At 59.7% G+C, this 16,808-nt stretch carries 20 protein-coding genes; 10 read left to right on the plus strand and 10 right to left on the minus strand.

What is annotated here, in order from left to right; all coding sequences use genetic code 11:
* Positions 1–116: 116 nt before the first annotated feature.
* Both hpt and FCH38_RS11215 read right to left on the minus strand, forming a co-directional pair.
* A complete protein-coding gene (gene hpt, locus FCH38_RS11210; protein ID WP_174373810.1) occupies positions 117–659 on the minus strand; it encodes a hypoxanthine phosphoribosyltransferase in 543 nt (180 codons plus the stop codon).
* 70 nt (positions 660–729) lie between these two features.
* Positions 730–1,401, minus strand: a complete 672-nt coding sequence (locus FCH38_RS11215; RefSeq protein WP_174373811.1) for a hypothetical protein — start codon at positions 1,399–1,401, stop codon at positions 730–732.
* A 201-nt stretch (positions 1,402–1,602) separates the two neighbouring features.
* On the opposite strand from FCH38_RS11215, the gene ftsE reads away from it, so the two are divergent.
* The 4 genes from ftsE (at position 1,603) to FCH38_RS11235 (ending at position 5,021) form a co-directional block, all read left to right on the plus strand.
* The gene (gene ftsE / locus FCH38_RS11220; RefSeq protein WP_006310381.1) at positions 1,603–2,262 is read left to right on the plus strand and encodes a cell division ATP-binding protein FtsE; all 660 of its coding nucleotides are present in this window, start codon (positions 1,603–1,605) and stop codon (positions 2,260–2,262) included.
* On the plus strand, positions 2,255–3,262 hold the full coding sequence (locus tag FCH38_RS11225) for a cell division protein FtsX (protein WP_174373812.1): 1,008 nt from the start codon (positions 2,255–2,257) through the stop codon (positions 3,260–3,262). Before ftsE ends, FCH38_RS11225 begins: the two co-directional genes overlap by 8 nt.
* A gap of 112 nt (positions 3,263–3,374) precedes the next feature.
* Positions 3,375–4,106, plus strand: coding sequence for a YdcF family protein (locus tag FCH38_RS11230; protein ID WP_174373813.1), 732 nt, complete (start codon positions 3,375–3,377; stop codon positions 4,104–4,106).
* Positions 4,107–4,220: 114 nt separating this feature from the next.
* Positions 4,221–5,021 (plus strand): lysophospholipid acyltransferase family protein, encoded by an 801-nt coding sequence (locus FCH38_RS11235; RefSeq protein WP_174373814.1) that lies wholly within the window; start codon positions 4,221–4,223, stop codon positions 5,019–5,021.
* On the opposite strand, the gene FCH38_RS11240 is transcribed toward FCH38_RS11235, so the two are convergent.
* Positions 5,018–5,545, minus strand: a complete 528-nt coding sequence (locus FCH38_RS11240; RefSeq protein WP_174373815.1) for a gamma-glutamylcyclotransferase — start codon at positions 5,543–5,545, stop codon at positions 5,018–5,020. The two genes, FCH38_RS11235 and FCH38_RS11240, sit on opposite strands and share 4 nt — an antisense overlap.
* A 49-nt stretch (positions 5,546–5,594) precedes the next feature.
* Here FCH38_RS11240 and FCH38_RS11245 point away from each other — a divergent pair, with 49 nt between their 5' ends.
* Positions 5,595–6,596, plus strand: a complete 1,002-nt coding sequence (locus tag FCH38_RS11245) for a DUF2125 domain-containing protein (protein WP_149899444.1) — start codon at positions 5,595–5,597, stop codon at positions 6,594–6,596.
* On the opposite strand, the gene FCH38_RS11250 is transcribed toward FCH38_RS11245, so the two are convergent.
* The 4 genes from FCH38_RS11250 to FCH38_RS11265 all read right to left on the minus strand — a co-directional run bounded on the left by FCH38_RS11250 (position 6,593) and on the right by FCH38_RS11265 (position 9,903).
* The gene (locus FCH38_RS11250; RefSeq protein ID WP_153514828.1) at positions 6,593–7,012 is read right to left on the minus strand and encodes a GNAT family N-acetyltransferase; all 420 of its coding nucleotides are present in this window, start codon (positions 7,010–7,012) and stop codon (positions 6,593–6,595) included. The genes FCH38_RS11245 and FCH38_RS11250 overlap by 4 nt on opposite strands.
* 9 nt (positions 7,013–7,021) lie before the next feature.
* Entirely contained in the window at positions 7,022–7,951 is a 930-nt protein-coding gene (locus FCH38_RS11255; protein ID WP_174373816.1) for a prephenate/arogenate dehydrogenase family protein, read from the minus strand.
* Positions 7,951–9,057 (minus strand): histidinol-phosphate transaminase, encoded by a 1,107-nt coding sequence (hisC, locus tag FCH38_RS11260; RefSeq protein ID WP_174373817.1) that lies wholly within the window; start codon positions 9,055–9,057, stop codon positions 7,951–7,953. The genes FCH38_RS11255 and hisC overlap by 1 nt, the downstream gene beginning before the upstream one ends.
* 84 nt (positions 9,058–9,141) lie before the next feature.
* Positions 9,142–9,903, minus strand: a complete 762-nt coding sequence (locus FCH38_RS11265) for a class I SAM-dependent methyltransferase (RefSeq protein WP_153514469.1) — start codon at positions 9,901–9,903, stop codon at positions 9,142–9,144.
* A gap of 119 nt (positions 9,904–10,022) precedes the next feature.
* Here FCH38_RS11265 and gloB point away from each other — a divergent pair, with 119 nt between their 5' ends.
* A complete protein-coding gene (gene gloB, locus FCH38_RS11270) occupies positions 10,023–10,793 on the plus strand; it encodes a hydroxyacylglutathione hydrolase (RefSeq protein ID WP_153514468.1) in 771 nt (256 codons plus the stop codon).
* A complete protein-coding gene (locus tag FCH38_RS11275; RefSeq protein WP_174373818.1) occupies positions 10,793–11,233 on the plus strand; it encodes a cupin domain-containing protein in 441 nt (146 codons plus the stop codon). Before gloB ends, FCH38_RS11275 begins: the two co-directional genes overlap by 1 nt.
* Before the next feature lie 97 nt (positions 11,234–11,330).
* Here the strand turns inward: FCH38_RS11275 and FCH38_RS11280 are convergent, their stop codons facing one another.
* On the minus strand, positions 11,331–12,104 hold the full coding sequence (locus tag FCH38_RS11280) for a DUF3108 domain-containing protein (RefSeq protein ID WP_153514467.1): 774 nt from the start codon (positions 12,102–12,104) through the stop codon (positions 11,331–11,333).
* Between the two features lie 251 nt (positions 12,105–12,355).
* On the opposite strand from FCH38_RS11280, the gene rpmB reads away from it, so the two are divergent.
* The 3 genes from rpmB (at position 12,356) to FCH38_RS11295 (ending at position 13,843) form a co-directional block, all read left to right on the plus strand.
* On the plus strand, positions 12,356–12,646 hold the full coding sequence (rpmB, locus tag FCH38_RS11285; RefSeq protein ID WP_149899450.1) for a 50S ribosomal protein L28: 291 nt from the start codon (positions 12,356–12,358) through the stop codon (positions 12,644–12,646).
* A gap of 109 nt (positions 12,647–12,755) precedes the next feature.
* On the plus strand, positions 12,756–13,394 hold the full coding sequence (locus FCH38_RS11290) for a queuosine precursor transporter (RefSeq protein ID WP_174373819.1): 639 nt from the start codon (positions 12,756–12,758) through the stop codon (positions 13,392–13,394).
* 113 nt (positions 13,395–13,507) lie between these two features.
* Entirely contained in the window at positions 13,508–13,843 is a 336-nt protein-coding gene (locus FCH38_RS11295) for a pentapeptide repeat-containing protein (protein ID WP_174373820.1), read from the plus strand.
* A 3-nt stretch (positions 13,844–13,846) separates the two neighbouring features.
* Here FCH38_RS11295 and FCH38_RS11300 read toward each other — a convergent pair whose 3' ends face one another.
* Both FCH38_RS11300 and cobT read right to left on the minus strand, forming a co-directional pair.
* Positions 13,847–14,872 (minus strand): esterase-like activity of phytase family protein, encoded by a 1,026-nt coding sequence (locus tag FCH38_RS11300; RefSeq protein ID WP_174373821.1) that lies wholly within the window; start codon positions 14,870–14,872, stop codon positions 13,847–13,849.
* Entirely contained in the window at positions 14,862–16,766 is a 1,905-nt protein-coding gene (gene cobT / locus FCH38_RS11305) for a cobaltochelatase subunit CobT (RefSeq protein WP_174373822.1), read from the minus strand. The genes FCH38_RS11300 and cobT overlap by 11 nt, the downstream gene beginning before the upstream one ends.
* Positions 16,767–16,808: the final 42 nt, after the last annotated feature.

Raw genomic sequence — 16,808 nt, forward strand, 5'->3', positions numbered from 1 at the left:
CAGCCGTGAGCAACATCGCAGGCTCCTCTTTTCAAGAGGTAAACACCCGAGCCTTGGCTGGGTGAATGGTTAATGAGGCGTCTCCGTCCTGTGCCGTTCCGGCACGGCGACAGGGATCAGGCGTCGCCGGTCACGACGCCGACGAAGGGCAGTTCGCGGAAGGCATAGGCCACGTCCATGCCGTAACCAACGACAAAATAATCCGGGCATTCAAAGCCGACATAATCGGCCTCCAGATCTTCCTTGCGCTTGACCTTCTTGTCCAGCAGCACGGCGATGGTAACGTTACGCGCACCGCGCTCAAACAACAGTTCCTTGGCGAAACGCAGCGTGCGGCCGGATTCGAGAATATCGTCGACCAGAAGAACGTCGCGGTCCTTCACGTCGCTGTCGATATCCTTGACGATCCGCACCCCTTGCGAGACCGTGCCGGCGCCATAGCTAGACAGCGTAATGAATTCGACTTCGGGGGCAAGGCCGCTATCATGCAGTGCGCGGATAAGATCGGCCGCGAAAATAAACGATCCCTTGAGCACGGCGATGACCAGCAAATCCTTGGTCGGGCCACCGGCAATGTGCTTGGCCATATCGCGATTGCGCTCGGCGATCTGCTCGGCGGTATAAAGCGGCTCGATGTTTTTTCCACGGACGACGGGCATTCTTTCTCCTGTGCTGCGCCTCGCTGATTTTACCTTTCAGTAAAAATACGAAGACCACGCGTTAGCACAGTCAACGTTCGGACGCACCCGCCTCGACAAAGGAAAGCTTGATCTCCGGCGTTTTTCCACCGGGATGGCGCAACTTTGCCGAAAAACCGTGGCTGAAACCGGGCTGCATCTCTCTCACCGGCGGCTCGATGACCATGCTGGCCACCAGTTGCCCCTTGGCAACAAAGAGATCGGCACGCAGTGCCGGCACCTCTTCGAGGGCAGTGCCGTTATTTTCCACGATGCCACTAATGAGCAGGACATCCATGCCGCCCGCCTCCTGCGGCGTGATGGTGACATGGGAAATGGCGAGCGGGTTTACCGGTGCCGCAACCGCCGTTTTTTCCGGCACGACCACCGACAGGCCACCCGAGCAAACGAAAACTAAAATGGCAAGCCCGGCAACCAGCGCCGAATAGGCATCCGCCGACAGGCGCGACAATTTGCGATCCACCCAGCCGATGAAGGCAAGGCCGAGAATGCCGACGCTGACCGTCGGTTTTGCCATCTGCCGCCGCGCCGCGCCGCGATTGTCGTTTCCGGGCTGGCGCGCACGGTTTTCCTTGATGGTGACAAATTCCGCGTCTACCACGTCGTGGTCTGGATTTGCCGCCCGCGTCGTTCGACGCGACGGCGTCTCCGGCATCAGGAGGTCGAAATCGAATGCCGCTTGCCGGCGAGATGAACGGAACATAGCCATAGAATTCCTTGGGTGAGGTTTTCCGGCCCGCAAAACTGGGCATTGCAACGAATCCTGCCAAGTTTTAAATTTAATTGGTTAATGCTTCGCAAAAACGGCTCGCACAGGCCACCGGAACCGGGTTACACCGCGACGTCCGACCCTCGTGCGCCAGCGGCTTGCGAACCACCACGAACCGAAGAGACTGGAAGTCCGTTGATCCATTTCGAAAATGTCGGGTTGCGTTACGGCATGGGACCCGAGATCCTGAGGGACATGACCTTCGACATTCCCAAGGGCTCGTTCCAGTTTCTGACCGGCCCCTCGGGTGCGGGCAAGACCTCGCTGCTGCGCATGCTGTTGATGTCGCTGCAGCCGACACGCGGCCATATCCGCATGTTCAACCGCGATGTGTCGCGCATTCCGCGCAGTGAGCTGCCGATGTTGCGCCGCCGCGTCGGCATCGTCTTTCAGGATTTCCGCCTGCTGGATCATCTGACGACCTATGAGAATGTCGCCCTGCCGCTGCGCGTGCGCGGCAAGGAAGAAAGCGCATACCGCAACGACGTGATCGAGCTTCTGAAATGGGTTGGGCTTGGCGAGCGCATCAACGTGCTGCCGGCCATCCTGTCCGGTGGCGAAAAGCAGCGCGCCGCCATTGCCCGCGCCCTGATGGACCAGCCGGAAATTCTGCTGGCCGACGAGCCGACCGGTAACGTCGATCCGCCCATGGCCAAACGCCTTCTCAACCTCTTCCTTGAACTCAACCGGCTGGGTACGGCTGTCGTCATCGCAACCCATGATTTCGCGCTGATGGACCAGATCGACGCGCGCCGGATGATCCTGACCGAAGGGCGGCTCGACATCTATGAATGAGATCACCCGCAAACAATTGACGCCAGAAGCGGCCCAGCCGAAGCGCCCGCCCATGCGCATCCGCCCCATGGCACCCATCCTGCCGCCGTCGAACATTCAGGGCAATGCGCTGATGGTGGTGATTGCCATCATGGCGTTTCTCGCCTGCCTGACACTCGGCGCCGTCTCCATGGTGCGCGCCACAGCCGCCACCTGGCAGAGCCAGATTTCCCGCGAGATCACCATCCAGATCAAGCCCGAGGACGGACTGGATATGAATGCGGCGCTCACCAAGGCGCGCAATCTCGCGCTTACCTTCGTCGGCACGCGGGATGGCACGATCCTCGACGATGCAGCCACTGCGCGCCTGCTCGAACCATGGCTCGGCAGCGGTCTCGATCTTTCCGAGCTGCCCATACCGCGCCTCGTCGTCATCACCATCGACGAAAACAACCCACCCGATTTTCAGGCGATGCGGGACATGCTGAAGGCCGAGCTGCCGCAGGCGTTTCTGGACGACCACCGCACATGGGTGGACAGGCTGGTCTCCATGGCCAGAACCACGGTCATGATCGGCCTCGGCGTTCTGATCCTCGTTTTCACCGCCATGGTGTTGACGGTGGTGTTTGCGACGCGCGGGGCGCTTTCCGGCAACCGGCATATCGTCGAGGTGCTGCATTTCGTGGGGGCGGAAAGCAGCTTTGTGGCGAGGGAATTCCAGAAACACTTCCTGAAGATCAGCCTTAAGGGAGCGGCGGCAGGCGGCGCCCTTGCCGCAGCGGTTTTCCTGGCTGCCGGTTTCTGGCAATCGAGTACGGTCGCCACGCCGCAGAGCGATCAGGCGAGCGCGCTTTTTGGCTCCTTTTCAGTTGGTCTCGGCGGCTATATCGGCATCGCCACAACGATGATCGTCATCGCGCTTCTCACCACCATCACGGCGCGCGTGACCGTCATCCGAACCATCGACGATATCGACCGCGTCCGCTCCGATCCGTCGAAAAGTGACGGCCTCACATCGTGACCTTACGCCCCAAATCCCGTTGCAAACTGAAACGGTCACAAGCCGGATGTAACCTGCGGACGGTAGACAAAAATGCCTGTTCCTTGCCTTAATCGGCGAGTATTCAGGAGGAATGTTTGTGAGTCGAACAGACCAGGATCAGACGGCGACGCGATCGGCCAGAAAGGGCCTGTTGTCGCGGCGGGGTCCGTTGCGCCGTTTTATTCGCGGTATCATCCTGATTTGCGTCATTCTTTTCGGCATTTTTTTAGGTGGCTTCCTGTGGTTCGCCGATTCCGTCGCCTCAATGCGCCCGCCGGAGGGCACGAAGGGCGATGCCATCATCGTTCTGACCGGCGGCTATCAACGCATCGAACAGGCGGTCGGTCTGCTACGTGATGGCGTGGGCAAACGTTTACTGATTTCCGGCGTCAACCCCGCCACCACCCGCACGCAGATCCGCAAGATGACGCAAGGCTCATCCGACATGTTTTCCTGCTGCGTGGATATGGGTTACAAGGCCATGGACACGATCGGCAATGCCAACGAAGCGGCAAGCTGGATACGCGATCACAACTATTCCTCGATCGTCGTCGTCACCAATAATTATCATATGCACCGCAGCCTGCATGAATTGCGCAGCGCCAGCCCGCAGACGCGATTCATCGCCTATCCCGTCATCAGCGCCGATCTCGCCCGCACGAACTGGTTCGTGGAGCCGGATGTGGTCAGAACCATGCTCTACGAATATTTAAAGTTCGTGGCGGCAGCAGGACGCGACCTGACCGGCTTCGGCAAGGGCGATGGCCTGCGCAAGGCCGCCGCCGATCATTCCATGCCGAAGGTGGCGACCGCTTCTCCATGAACGGCAAGAAACGCGCTTGCTGCGGGACCTTGTTTTCGTGTAGGCGTCTGGCATCGGCATCCGGCATCGAGGCCATCAGAGCTTCGGAACGGCTGCGCCCCGGGAAGGTTGTTGATGCTCAAGCTGCGCTCTTTTCTTTTCAATACGCTGTTTTATCTCAACCTGATTGTCCGCATGATCGTGCTAACGCCGATCTATTTCATCCTGCCGCGCAAAATCGCCTTCGAAATTCCCAAGAACTGGGCGCGGTCCAACCATTGGCTGATGAAAAACATCGTCGGCACCACCTTCGAGATCGAAGGGCTGGAGAACATCCCGGAAACCGGCTGCATTTTCGCGCCCAAGCATCAATCCTTCTGGGATACCTATGCACTGCTGCCCAATCTGCCGGACCCCGTCTACATTCTGAAACGGGAATTGATGTGGATTCCGCTGTTCGGCTGGTATGTGATGAAACAGCGGATGATCCCGGTCAACCGCGCCGCACGTGGCAAGGTCATGCTGAAGGTGATGGAGCGGGCGAAAGAGGAAATGGCGGCAGGCCGCGAACTCATCATCTACCCCGAAGGCACACGCCGTCCGCCCGGCGCCGAACCCGAGTACCGTTACGGTATCGCCCGGCTCTACCGTGACCTGCAGGTGCCAGTCATTCCCGTCGCCATGCATCCCGGCCTCTTCTGGCCACGCCGTTCGACCATGCGTTATCCCGGCCATTTCAAGGTGCGTATCCTGCCGGCCATCGAGCCGGGGCTGGACCCCGACGTGTTTTTCAAGCGATTGATCGAGGTGACGGAAAAAGCGAGCGACGAATTGCTGCTGGAAACCGCGCGCAACAATCCGCACCTGCCGCTGCCGCCAACCGCCATCAAGCGCATCGCCGAACTTCAGGGCACGGAAACGACCTCCGCCGACTAAACCGCAAGCGTGCCGACATTGGCGGCGATGCTTTCCAGCAGAGAGTCGCGGATGCCCATATCCTGCAGATGCTGCACGGTATTGAAAACGTAATCGGTGTTGGGACCCGAGCGGCCGGATGCGGCAGCAATGATCGTCGCCGCCTCTGCGACACCCAGCCCGCCGATATATTGTTCATGCGCGGGATCGGCCACATAGGTCACGGCACTGCTGCGCCGGCCATCGGAAAGCGCGATGGCGACGACACGTTCCTTGTAGACATTCGTTACCAGCTCGCGCTCACGCAGGTAAGCCATCACCGGCTCGTGGTCCTTCGCCTCGACCCGGAAGGCGACACCAAGGCAGGAGCCGCCACGCTCCAGACCCAGCACGAGACCGGGCTTTTCCGTAGTGCCTCTGTAAAAATTGGAACTGATGCAGAGCGAGCGACGATAACCGTGCAACCGCGCCTGCTGCCTTTCCGCGAAGGCAAAGCCGGGGTTCCACATCAACGAACCGTAGCCAAAGACCCAAAAATCGTCCATATCCCAAGCCAAATCTAAATTCCCTGAAGTCTGTTCATCGGAGATCAATATGGCAGCGTCAAGCCAATCCGGCACCGCCAAAAAATTCCTCTGGCTTGCCATCGCCATCCTTGTGGTCATCGGACTTTATACGGCCGGATGGTTTTATGCCGCCGACAGGCTGAAACAGACGGTACTGAACGTCATTTCGCCCTCGCAGGCGAGGAATGTCAGCGGCGAATGCGGCGATATCGCCTTCCGCGGTTATCCCTTCCGCATCGGCCTTTTCTGCTCCAAAGTGACCGTGGACGACAGCGGCAACGGCGTTTCAGCGTCTTTCGGCGAACTTCGCTCGGCGGCACAGGTCTATAATCCCGGCCATATTGTCTGGGAACTCGATTCGCCGGCGGAAATCCGATCCGCCCATGGCCTGACCGTTTCAGCCTCCTGGCAGAACATGCAGTCGAGCATCGTCACCAAGCTGAAGGGCATCGACCGCACCTCGCTGGTGATCGACGGTCTCAAGGCGCAGGCGGTTTCCTCCGTTACCGGCCAGACGATTGATTTCGATGCCGTCAAGACGGAAATGCACCTGCGCCAGAACGGCGCCGATCTTGACGGCGCAATCACGCTGACCGACTCGGCAACCGTCATCAAGGATTGGCCGCAGGTTCTTCCCCGCCTCGATGCCATCATCGATGTGACGCTCGCGGGTAAGGCGGGCATGGTGGACGGCAGCGACACGTCAGGCCTTTATGGCACAAGCGGCGAGCTTCGCCGGCTGTTGGCCGATATTGGCGACGGCCGCACCATGCGCATCAGCGGCCCTTTCTCCTTCGACAATGAAGGCTATCTATCCGGTCAGTTCAAGCTGGAGATCGAAAAGCTCGGCGCATGGTCGGACAATGCCAAGCAGGCGTTTCCACAGCTGCAATCCACCATCGATACGGCCCGCAAACTGCTCGGCGCGCTCGCCGGCGGCGGAGACAGGGCATCGGTCGATCTCGTGGTGGACCGCGGCCGTGCCACCGTCAGCGGCTTCATCCCGCTGGGCAAGATACCGCCGATTTAACAGAGAGGTTTTGTGAAAAATACCTCAGCGGCATCCTGAATCTCCGCAAAGTTCAGGATGCCCGCTTCTTGATATCCATTGTGACGATGCCACCTCTGTGGTTCCTCTTCATCCTGCTGGCTCGAGGTCATCACCAGAGATGCCCCTTGCTGACGCATTTGAGTTTCCCAAAAACCCGTAAGCGCTGCGCCGACTCCATGCCGGCGAAATTCAGGAATGACGCGGATCATGTCCATATAGGGAATCTTTCCCCAGAACATTGAGAAGCGCAGAAAGCCGACTAAAACCAAATCTTTTTTTGCGACGAGATATTCGCGGTGTCCAACGCACCGCCGCAACCAAGCCTCATCAATCCATTTGTCTTCACGCAGGAGCCAATCGATATCGCCATCCATCGCTGCCGATATCGATATCATGCCAGCCACCTATTTCTTCTGGTCCAGCGCATGACGCCCGAAGTCGGGCGTATCAACGTCCTGACCAGCCTCAATGATGGAGCGGCGGATGGAGCGTGTGCGGGAGAACAACTCAAACAACTTGTCGCCCTCGCCCCAGCGGATCGCTCTTTGCAGCGACGCAAGGTCCTCGGAAAACCGCGCCAGCATTTCGAGAATGGCATCCTTGTTGTGCAGGCAGACGTCACGCCACATGGTCGGATCGGAGGCGGCGAGACGGGTGAAGTCACGGAAGCCGGAAGCGGAATATTTGATGACTTCCGATTCGGTCACCGTCTCCAGATCGTCCGCCGTGCCGACGATATTGTAAGCGATGATATGCGGCAGATGCGAGACGATCGCCAGAACCTTGTCGTGATGTTCGGCATCCATTTCATCGACGCGCGAGCCTAGCGCCCGCCAGAAATCCTTCAGCTTTTCCAGCGCCTCGGCGTCCGTGCCCGGCAGCGGCGTAAAGATGCACCAGCGCTCACGGAACAGACCGGCGAAACCGGCATCCGGACCGGATTTTTCCGTGCCCGCCAGCGGATGGCCGGGAATGAAATGCACATTGTCAGGCATATGCGGCGCCATCTGGGCGATAACCGAGGCCTTGGTGGAGCCGACATCGGTGACGATGGCGCCCGGTTTCAGATGCGGCGCAATCTGCTGCGCCACACTTTCCGACGCGCCGACCGGCACCGAAACAATGACGAGATCGGCATCCTTCACCGCTTCCGCCGCCGAGACGGAATAGTCCGTGCCAAGCGCCAGTTCCTCCGCCCGTTTCAGCGTGTCTTCGCTGCGGGTGGAAATCGTCACATTGCGGGCAAGCCCCAGTTCGCGGATGTCGCGGGCAATCGACGAGCCGATCAGGCCGATGCCGATCAGCGCGATGCGTTCAAACATGATCTCGCCCATCACGCCTGCCCCATGAACTCGGTAAGTGCGGCGATAACGCCGAGATTGGCTTCTTCCGAGCCGACGGTCATTCTCAGCGCATTCGGGAAACCGTAACCACGCACTGCACGCAGGATGTAACCGCGTCGGCTCAGGAACTCATCCGCATCCGTTGCCCGCCTGCCATCCTGATCGGGGAAATGGATCAGGACGAAATTGGCAACAGACGGCGTGATTTCGAGGCCGAGACCGGTGAAGGCGGTCGTCAGCTTGTCCATCCACAGCGCATTATGCGCCACGGCCTGTTGGACAAAGCCCTGATCGCGGATTGCAGCGGCACCGGCAGCGATGGCTGGCGCGCTCATGTTGAACGGGCCGCGAACGCGGTTCAACGCATCGATGACGGCGGCCGGACCATACATCCAGCCGACGCGCAGCGCGGCCAGACCATAGACCTTGGAGAAGGTGCGGGTCATCACCACGTTGCGGTTGCCGGATACCAGCTCAAGCCCCGCTTCGTAATCATTCCTGCGCACATATTCGGCGTAAGCCGCATCCAGCACCAGCACGGCATGTTTCGGCAGACCGGCCTGCAGGCGGCGGATTTCCGCGACGGGAACATAGGTGCCGGTAGGGTTGCCCGGATTGGCGATGAAAACCATCTTCGTCCTCGGCGTGACGGCGGCAAGCACGGCGTCCACATCCACCGCGCAGTCCTTTTCCTTCACGGTCACCGGCGTCGCGCCCGCACCCATGATCTGGATCTTGTAGACGAGGAAACCGTGCTCGGTGATGATCGCCTCATCGCCCGCGCCGAGATAGACATGGCAAAGCAGGCCCAGAAGCTCATCCGAGCCATTGCCGCACATGATGTTCGCGATGTTGAGGCCGTGCACGTCGGCAATCGCCTGACGCAACGCTATCGCCTGACCGTCGGGATAGATCTCCAGATGGCTGGCGGCCGCACCGAAAGCTTCGATCGCCTTCGGGCTCGGACCGAGCGGTGTTTCGTTGGAGGAGAGCTTATAAACCTTCGCAACGCCGTCCACATGTTCCTTGCCAGGAACATAAGCGGCGATATCCAGAATACCCGGACGCGGAACAGGTTGGTTAAGCTCTGCACTCATTTGATCGACCTTTGGAAAAACGCCGGAGAACCCGGCAAAAGCAATGCCGGAGGCATTAGACCGGAATGGCCGCTTTGTCGAGGGTCAGCGCGGCTTTCCCGGTTTTGCAGCAGTGCGGGTGGTGGGTACCCCCTGCGGCGCGAGAACCGGCACAAAAACCCGGCGCGAGGCGCGCTGGGTGACTGGCAATCCCTGATAGAGACGCTTCTGGGCTTCAACCACGATGACGCCGGAAAACAGCGGCCAGAGCCTGCGGCCGGTGAGTTCGAGGTAACGGCGGAATTTCAGCACGGGCCGGCTGGTAGTGGGCGGAAAGAACAGTGCTTCGGCCGAAGCCCCCGGCGTGAAATTGGTTTCGCGCAGAAGCGCCGTCAGCTGTCCGCGTGAGTAGGGCCGCCCGGAACCGAAAGGCGTGTGTTCCATGCGCGCCCAGACCCCCCGCCGGTTCGGCACCACGATGACCAGACGGCCACCCGGCGCCAGCACCCGCCACAGTTCCTTCAAACTCTCGCGTGGATTTTCGGCAAATTCCAGCGCATGCACCATCAGGACCCGATCTATCGACGAATCGGGCAGCGGCAATTCCTCGTCAAACACCAGCGCGGTGGAGGAAAGTTCGCCAGCCGGCCAGTTCACCGCCCCCTGCCCCGCCGGCATGAAGGCGAAAGTGCGCTCCGTATCGTGGCGGAACCGCTCTAGAAACGGCACGGCATAACCGAGGCCGACCAGCCGTTCCTCCGGCAAGGGCGGCCATAGCGTCGAAAGCGCCATGGTAATCGCCTGCTCGGCGGAGCGGCCAAGCGGAGAATGATAGAATTCGCGCAGATCGACGATATCGGTATTCATGGGCGAGAATGTAGCATCAGGCGGTTGGACTTCAAGGCGTCTGCCCCTACATTGGAAGTCAGTTGGGAAAGTCAGGCGGACAAATGCGCCGGTTTTGGCCGGTAAATGGAGAGGACACGATGAAACCTTTGGAAATAGACGTCTTTCTTTGCCGCAGCGACAATTTCGGAGTGCTCCTGCACGATCCCGAAAGCGGGGCAACCGCTGCCATCGATGCGCCGGAGGAAGGGCCGATCCTGCATGCTCTCGATGGCCACGGCTGGAAACTGACGCATATCTTCACCACTCACCACCATCAGGACCATGTGGAAGCCAATCTGGCGCTGAAGGACAAGTTCCGCTGCGAGGTGTACGGCCCCTATGACGAGGCGATTGCAATACCGGGCCTTGATCGCTCGCAGGCCGATGGTGATGAGTTCGAATTCGCCGGACGCCGCGTTCAGGTCATTGCCACACCCGGCCACACGGCGGGCCACATCTGTTATTATTTGCCGGATGATGGCTTGCTATTTGCCGCCGATACGCTGTTCGCCATGGGCTGCGGCCGCCTGTTCGAGCGCCCCGCGGCGGATATGTGGCACTCCTTCCAGAAACTGATGGCCCTGCCGGATGAGACGCGCGTCTATTTCGGCCACGAATATACGCTTTCGAATGCCCGTTTTGCACTGACCGTTGATCCCGACAATGCAGTGCTGAGCGAACGCGCAGCGCGTGTCGAGACGGCGCGGAAGGCCAATGAGTTCACCATTCCCACCACCATCGGGCTCGAAAAGCAGACCAATCCCTATATGCGGGTGACGGACGCCGGCATTCGCAGACATCTTGGCCTTGAAGGGGCCACCGATGCCGACGTCTTTGCGGAAATTCGCACGCGCAAGGACAATTTCTGATGGGCGCCGATCTGTCTGCGGAAGCGATCATTCGCGAATTGGGGCTGGAACCGCATCCCGAAGGCGGTTTTTACCACCAGACTTTTCGCGACAGGGCAGGCGGCGAGCGTGGCCACTCGACGGCGATTTATTATCTGCTGGAAAAGGGTGTGCGTTCGCACTGGCATCGGGTCACCGACGCGGTGGAGGTCTGGCATTATTACGCCGGCGCGCCGATCACGCTGCATCTTTCGGACGACGGCCGGGAAGTGCAGACCTTCACGCTCGGCCCTGACATTCTTGAAGGCGAGCGCCCGCAGGTGATCGTGCCGGCCAATTGCTGGCAATCGGCGGAAAGCCTCGGCGACTTCACCCTCGTCGGCTGTACCGTTTCGCCGGGCTTCGCTTTTTCGAGCTTCGTTATGGCTGAACCCGGCTGGTCGCCGGGTGGTGTGCCGTAGACGCCAGAACAATGCCGGTGGAGTGAACCTATGCCACTTGTTTCTTCTCCCTGAGGGGGAGAAGAAACGCGCGGCAACGCCGTGCTATCAATCCCGGTCAGCCCCCGTATTTCGTCGCGGTAATATAGACCTGCCCCACCCGCGTTGGAATGATGGCGTAGACCGGCGCATAAACATCCATATTGTTCGACTTGGCGAACCAGATCTCCATCGAGATGGATTTCAGATATTCGATATCCTTGCGTCCCTGCCGATAACCCGATTTCGGCACGTAACGCGCCTTGCAGACGATGGCATCGCCACTGAAGCCGTTGGTCTTGAACGGCTTGGTGCCACTGGGGCTCAAAACGAGGTCGAGACGCGATTCGCCATCATAGATCGGCAGACGCGTGGGGCAGATGCGGCCACCTGAGGGAATGATGAGACCGGAAATCGGATCGAGAACCGAGCGCAGGTCGCGATCCTTCACGTCCACCCAGTTGTCCGGCCGGGCCTTCTGCTCCGGTTTCACCGTCGTCGAGGTGACATTGCCGTTGCGGTAGACGACGTCATAGGTCCGTACCCGCTTGCCGTCCTTGTAGACCAGCGAATATTCGTTCGCCTGCAGCCGGTGGCCGCGCTTGGCGCCGGAAACCGTCGTCTTGCCGGAAATATCCTTGAGAATGCTGGCAAGGCCGGCGGCGCTGAAGGAGCCGGAGATCGAATAATTCGGCCCGTCCATGCGAGTCGAAAAACTTGCCCGCGCAATCGGCAGAATGCCGAGATTGATGCTGTATTCGCTTGTATGGCGTGCTTCGGCGGCGAGCGAGGGGGAGACGCCCGCAAACGCCATTGTCACGGCCATGAAAATGCTTTTTCCTCTGGCAATCATTTCGATATCACCTTAAAAGAGGCGCGGAAGCGGCCTTATCGGGCGATGATATACGCTGACTTGTGGCAATAAAAAAGCGGACGACGGTTGAAAACGCCGGAATTTCCTTTCATTTGATCGCGAGCGGCTTGACTGTTAAGTCTCGTCTGACTATAGAACCGCAACTTTCCAATCAAGGCCAGTTGGATTGCCTCTCCGGTTTTGCCGGTGGCGAGCCAGTGGCGAAACAGACGAACGAAATAGGTGTACCCATGTCCCGTGTATGCGAATTGACCGGCAAGGGCGTCCAGACGGGCAACAACGTCAGCCACGCCAACAACAGGACCAAGCGCCGGTTCCTTCCGAACCTCTGCCAAGTCACGTTGATCTCCGATGCTCTCGGCCAGCGCTTCCGCCTGCGTGTTTCCGCAGCTGCTCTGCGTTCCGTTGAACACCGTGGCGGCCTCGATGCTTTCCTTCTGAAGTCCGGCGAAAATGATCTGAGCATGCGCGCTCGTCTCCTGCGCCGCCAGATCGCCAAGAAGACGGCTGAAGCTGCTTAATAGCGGTTTCGACATCATCGATATTCAGAAGGCTTGAATGGCTTTTGCCGCTCAGGCCTTTTGTCTGTCTAAATTCGCTCCAACTGGTGGCATCACCCAGGATAAAAAAATGCTGACCCTGCGCTATACGCTGATCTACGTTCTACTGATGACACTGGTGGTCGTCGCTTCCAATATTCTGGTGCAATATCCGCTTTCCGGATCGCTGTTCGGCGTCAATCTGGGCGATCTGTTGACCTGGGGCGCCTTTACCTATCCGGTCGCCTTCCTCGTCACCGACCTGACAAACCGCCAGTTCGGCCCCTCGGTCGCGCGGCGCGTCGTGCTCGCGGGCTTTGTCGTTGGGGTAACGCTGTCCTTCTGGACTTCCATTCCGCGCATCGCAGTGGCTTCCGGCACCGCCTATCTCATCGGCCAGTTGCTCGATATTTCGGTCTTCAACCGCCTGCGCCGCCAGCGCTGGTGGCATGCGCCGCTTGCCGGCTCGATGCTGGGTTCGGTACTGGATACGGCACTGTTCTTCTCCATCGCCTTTGCCGCGAGTTTCGCCTTTGTCGGCCCCAATGATGCCTTCGCCATCGAAAACGCACCCATACTCGGCGCGCTTACCCTTGAAGCGCCGCGTTGGATTTCCTGGGCATTGGGCGATCTTTCGGTGAAAATCCTTGTCGGCCTGGTCATGCTTCTGCCTTACGGCGCGCTGATGAACACGCTGAAGCCGATGCCGGGCACAGTCAAATCGGGCTGACATTATCCGCCAGCCGCATTTGAAGCTGTGCAGGCGTGGATCAAATCACGCTTGCAAACCGGCGGACCGCGTTGCAGTCTGCCGTCCGTGGTGCAGCACGGAGGCGGATCGGCATGCAGATCAAGGATGTTATCGACATTGTGGATGCGACGAGCGCGACGCTTTCGGGCTCCAGCTTTGATGACGTCAATCTGTCGGGAACGGTCTTCAACAATGTCAATCTGGCCGGCACACGCTTCAACGACATCAACTTTTCCGGTGCGTCGTTTACGGATAGCAACATGTCCGGCTGGTCGATCGATGACGTCAATTTTACCGGACTGAAGCTGAGCAACACAAATCTGTCCGGCGCGCAGATAACGGCATGCCGAATGACAGGCATGAAGATCGACGGCGTTCCGGTCGAGGATCTCCTCGCTGCCTACAAGGCGGCACAGGAGAAGGCCTGATATTCACTCCACCAGCTTGAATTCCAGCATCAGATTGCGCTGGAGAAACGAGTGGTTGTCATCGGACACGATGATGAGGCGCGTCGAGCCATCCGGCCCCTTCACCACATCCATGCCTTCCATATTGTCGATCTGGTAGGCCATGCCCGCTTCCATGAGGATTTCACCATCCACCACGGCACCCGGCCGGATATCGCCCCCGCGGATGCGGCGGATGCGCATGCCGACACCTTCGGCGAAATTAAAGCGCCGCTCAAGAAGCAGCAGATCGCCGTTCGGCAGGAAAGCGCCATCAGTCACATCGAATGACGGATGATGGGTGACCGCGAATGTGCCCTTCAGCGGGCCTTCCAGGATGGCCGCGAGAAGATTGCCGTCCGCATCGATACTTTTTTCAGCGACCACGACCAGAGCGCCGGCGAGCGGCGAATCGGCTGGCGATACCGCCAAGGCCTCCATGCCACCGTTGTGGCGCAGTTCATTATTGGGAATGAGATGTGGCAGGCGACTGAGCGGCTTGGACGTCGCAAAGCCCGGATCCGGATAGATATCGATCCTGTGCCGCTGCTCGTAGCTGACGAACACCTTGCCGTCGCGCAGCGCCAGCCCTTCCGCATCCATTTCCATCTTGCGCGGCGGCTCGCGGCCACTCATGTCCAGCATGGGAGTGATGCGGGCATCGGCAAGCCCGGACAGCGCGCCAGCCGCACCACGCGTGATCCTGCCCGTCAGCCAGTGGCCGGTATCCAGCACCGCGATAAATTCCTCACCATCGGGACGGAAGCGGATGGAGGATATCGCCCCGAACAGCTTTTCCGGGGCGCTCATCACCATGCCGCCGATAAATTCCAGCTTGCCGAAACGTTTTGCGCTGGTGCCGACCTCAAAACCCGACAGCAGACGAACGCTCACCGGTACATCGATGGTCGAGGCGCCGATGGGAATGGGAAACAGAGAAGCCGCCGCAAGAACCGTAGCGACCGCCAGAGACCTGCAGGAAAAGGACACCCGGCCCCGCTTATCCGGCACGGCGGACCCTGTGGGACGAACCGGAAGCACTGCTCGTATCCTCGAAGAGAGCAGCAAGCTGCTCGGTCATCGCGCCGGCAAGCTCATCCGCATCAACGATGGTCACGGCGCGGCGGTAATAACGGGTCACGTCATGGCCGATGCCGATTGCCAGCAGTTCCACCGGCGAGCGCGTCTCGATCTGCTCGATGACCGCACGCAGATGCCGTTCCAGATAGTTGCCCGGATTAACTGACAGGGTCGAATCATCCACCGGCGCACCGTCGGAGATCATCATCATGATCTTGCGTTGCTCGGGGCGGCCGATCAGGCGGTTATGCGCCCACATCAGCGCTTCGCCGTCGATGTTTTCCTTGAGCAGGCCTTCGCGCATCATCAGGCCGAGATTGCGCCGTGAGCGCCGCCATGGGGCATCCGCAGACTTGTAGATGATATGGCGCAAATCGTTGAGGCGGCCCGGCGAAGCGGGTTTGCCATTGGCGAGCCATTGCTCGCGCGATTGTCCGCCCTTCCACGCCTTGGTGGTGAAGCCGAGAATTTCGACCTTCACGCCCGACCGTTCCAGCGTGCGCGCCAGAATATCGGCGCAGGTGGCTGCAACCGTGATCGGACGGCCGCGCATCGAACCGGAATTATCGATGACCAGCGAAACCACCGTGTCGCGGAACTTGGTATCACGTTCCTTCTTGAAGGAGAGCGGCTGCATGGGATCGATGATGAGCCTGACGAGACGGGCCGGATCGAGATAACCCTCTTCCAGATCGAAATCCCAGGAGCGGTTCTGCTGCGCCATCAGGCGGCGCTGCAGCCGGTTCGCCAGACGCCCGACGGCACCCTGCAGATGGGCGAGCTGCTTGTCGAGGAAGGCGCGCAGGCGGTCCAGCTCGGCATCGTCGCACAGTTCTTCGGCGCGGATTTCCTCGTCGAATTCCTCGGTAAAGATGCGGTAGTCGACCTTCTCGTTAAAATCGTCGAAGGGGCTATTGGGGCGACGCGTCTCACCGGGCGTTTCGGAATCCTCGTCGAGGTCGTCGGACATTTCCTCGTCCGACATCTCGGCGCCGTCCATCTCGCCTTCTTCCATTTCCTCCTGCGAGGCCTCGTTTTCATCGGCAGGCGTCGCATCGGAGCCGGCCTCTTCCTCGACCTGCTCTTCCTCGGTCTCGTTGGTGCGCGGCTGATCCTCGTTGGATTCCGCCTCCTGGCTCTCCGGGTCGTTATCCTCGTCGCCGAAATCCTCCGCCATCTGCATGGAGGTCAGCATCTTGCGCACCAGCCGCGAAAACGCCTTCTGGTCGGTAATGACGCGGGAGAGATCGTTGAGGTCGCCTGCCGCCTTGTCTTCAATGAAGTCGCGCCAGAGATCGAGAACCTTGCCAGCACTTGCCGGCGGCTTTTCGCCGGTCAGTTTCTCACGCACCAGAAGCGCGACCGCCTCCGCGAGTGGTGCGTCATCCTTATTGTTGATGCCGGAGAAATTGGCCTTGGCGTATTTTTCCGTATTCATCGCCTGAATGTTGGACGCCATGCCCGGCATGCGCAGCGCGCCGATGGATTCCACCCGCGCCTGTTCGACGGCATCGAAAACCAGCTGCGCTTCGGCGCCCTGCGGCGACATCAGCGCATGCGTATCCGCATCATGGCAAGCAAGCCGCAGCGCCATGGAATCACCGAGACCACGCGTGATGGCGATCTCATGCGCCGTGGGTTTCTTGGAAATTTCCGGCAGGCGCATACGCTCACCGGCAAGACCCGGCCGCTCATTGGCGAAGACGACTTCGACCTCGGCATCACCGGCAACGGATCGCACGCACCCGGCAATCGCCTGACGCAACGGCTCCGTATCAACAGCCGTACCCGGTTTTGCTCTGGAATTGTCGCCGCGCGCTGCCATTGTCTTTCCTGTCATTTGTAGACACGTGGGAGCCGCCCATCA

Source organism: Agrobacterium tumefaciens, assembly GCF_013337285.1.
Taxonomy (GTDB): domain Bacteria; phylum Pseudomonadota; class Alphaproteobacteria; order Rhizobiales; family Rhizobiaceae; genus Agrobacterium; species Agrobacterium burrii.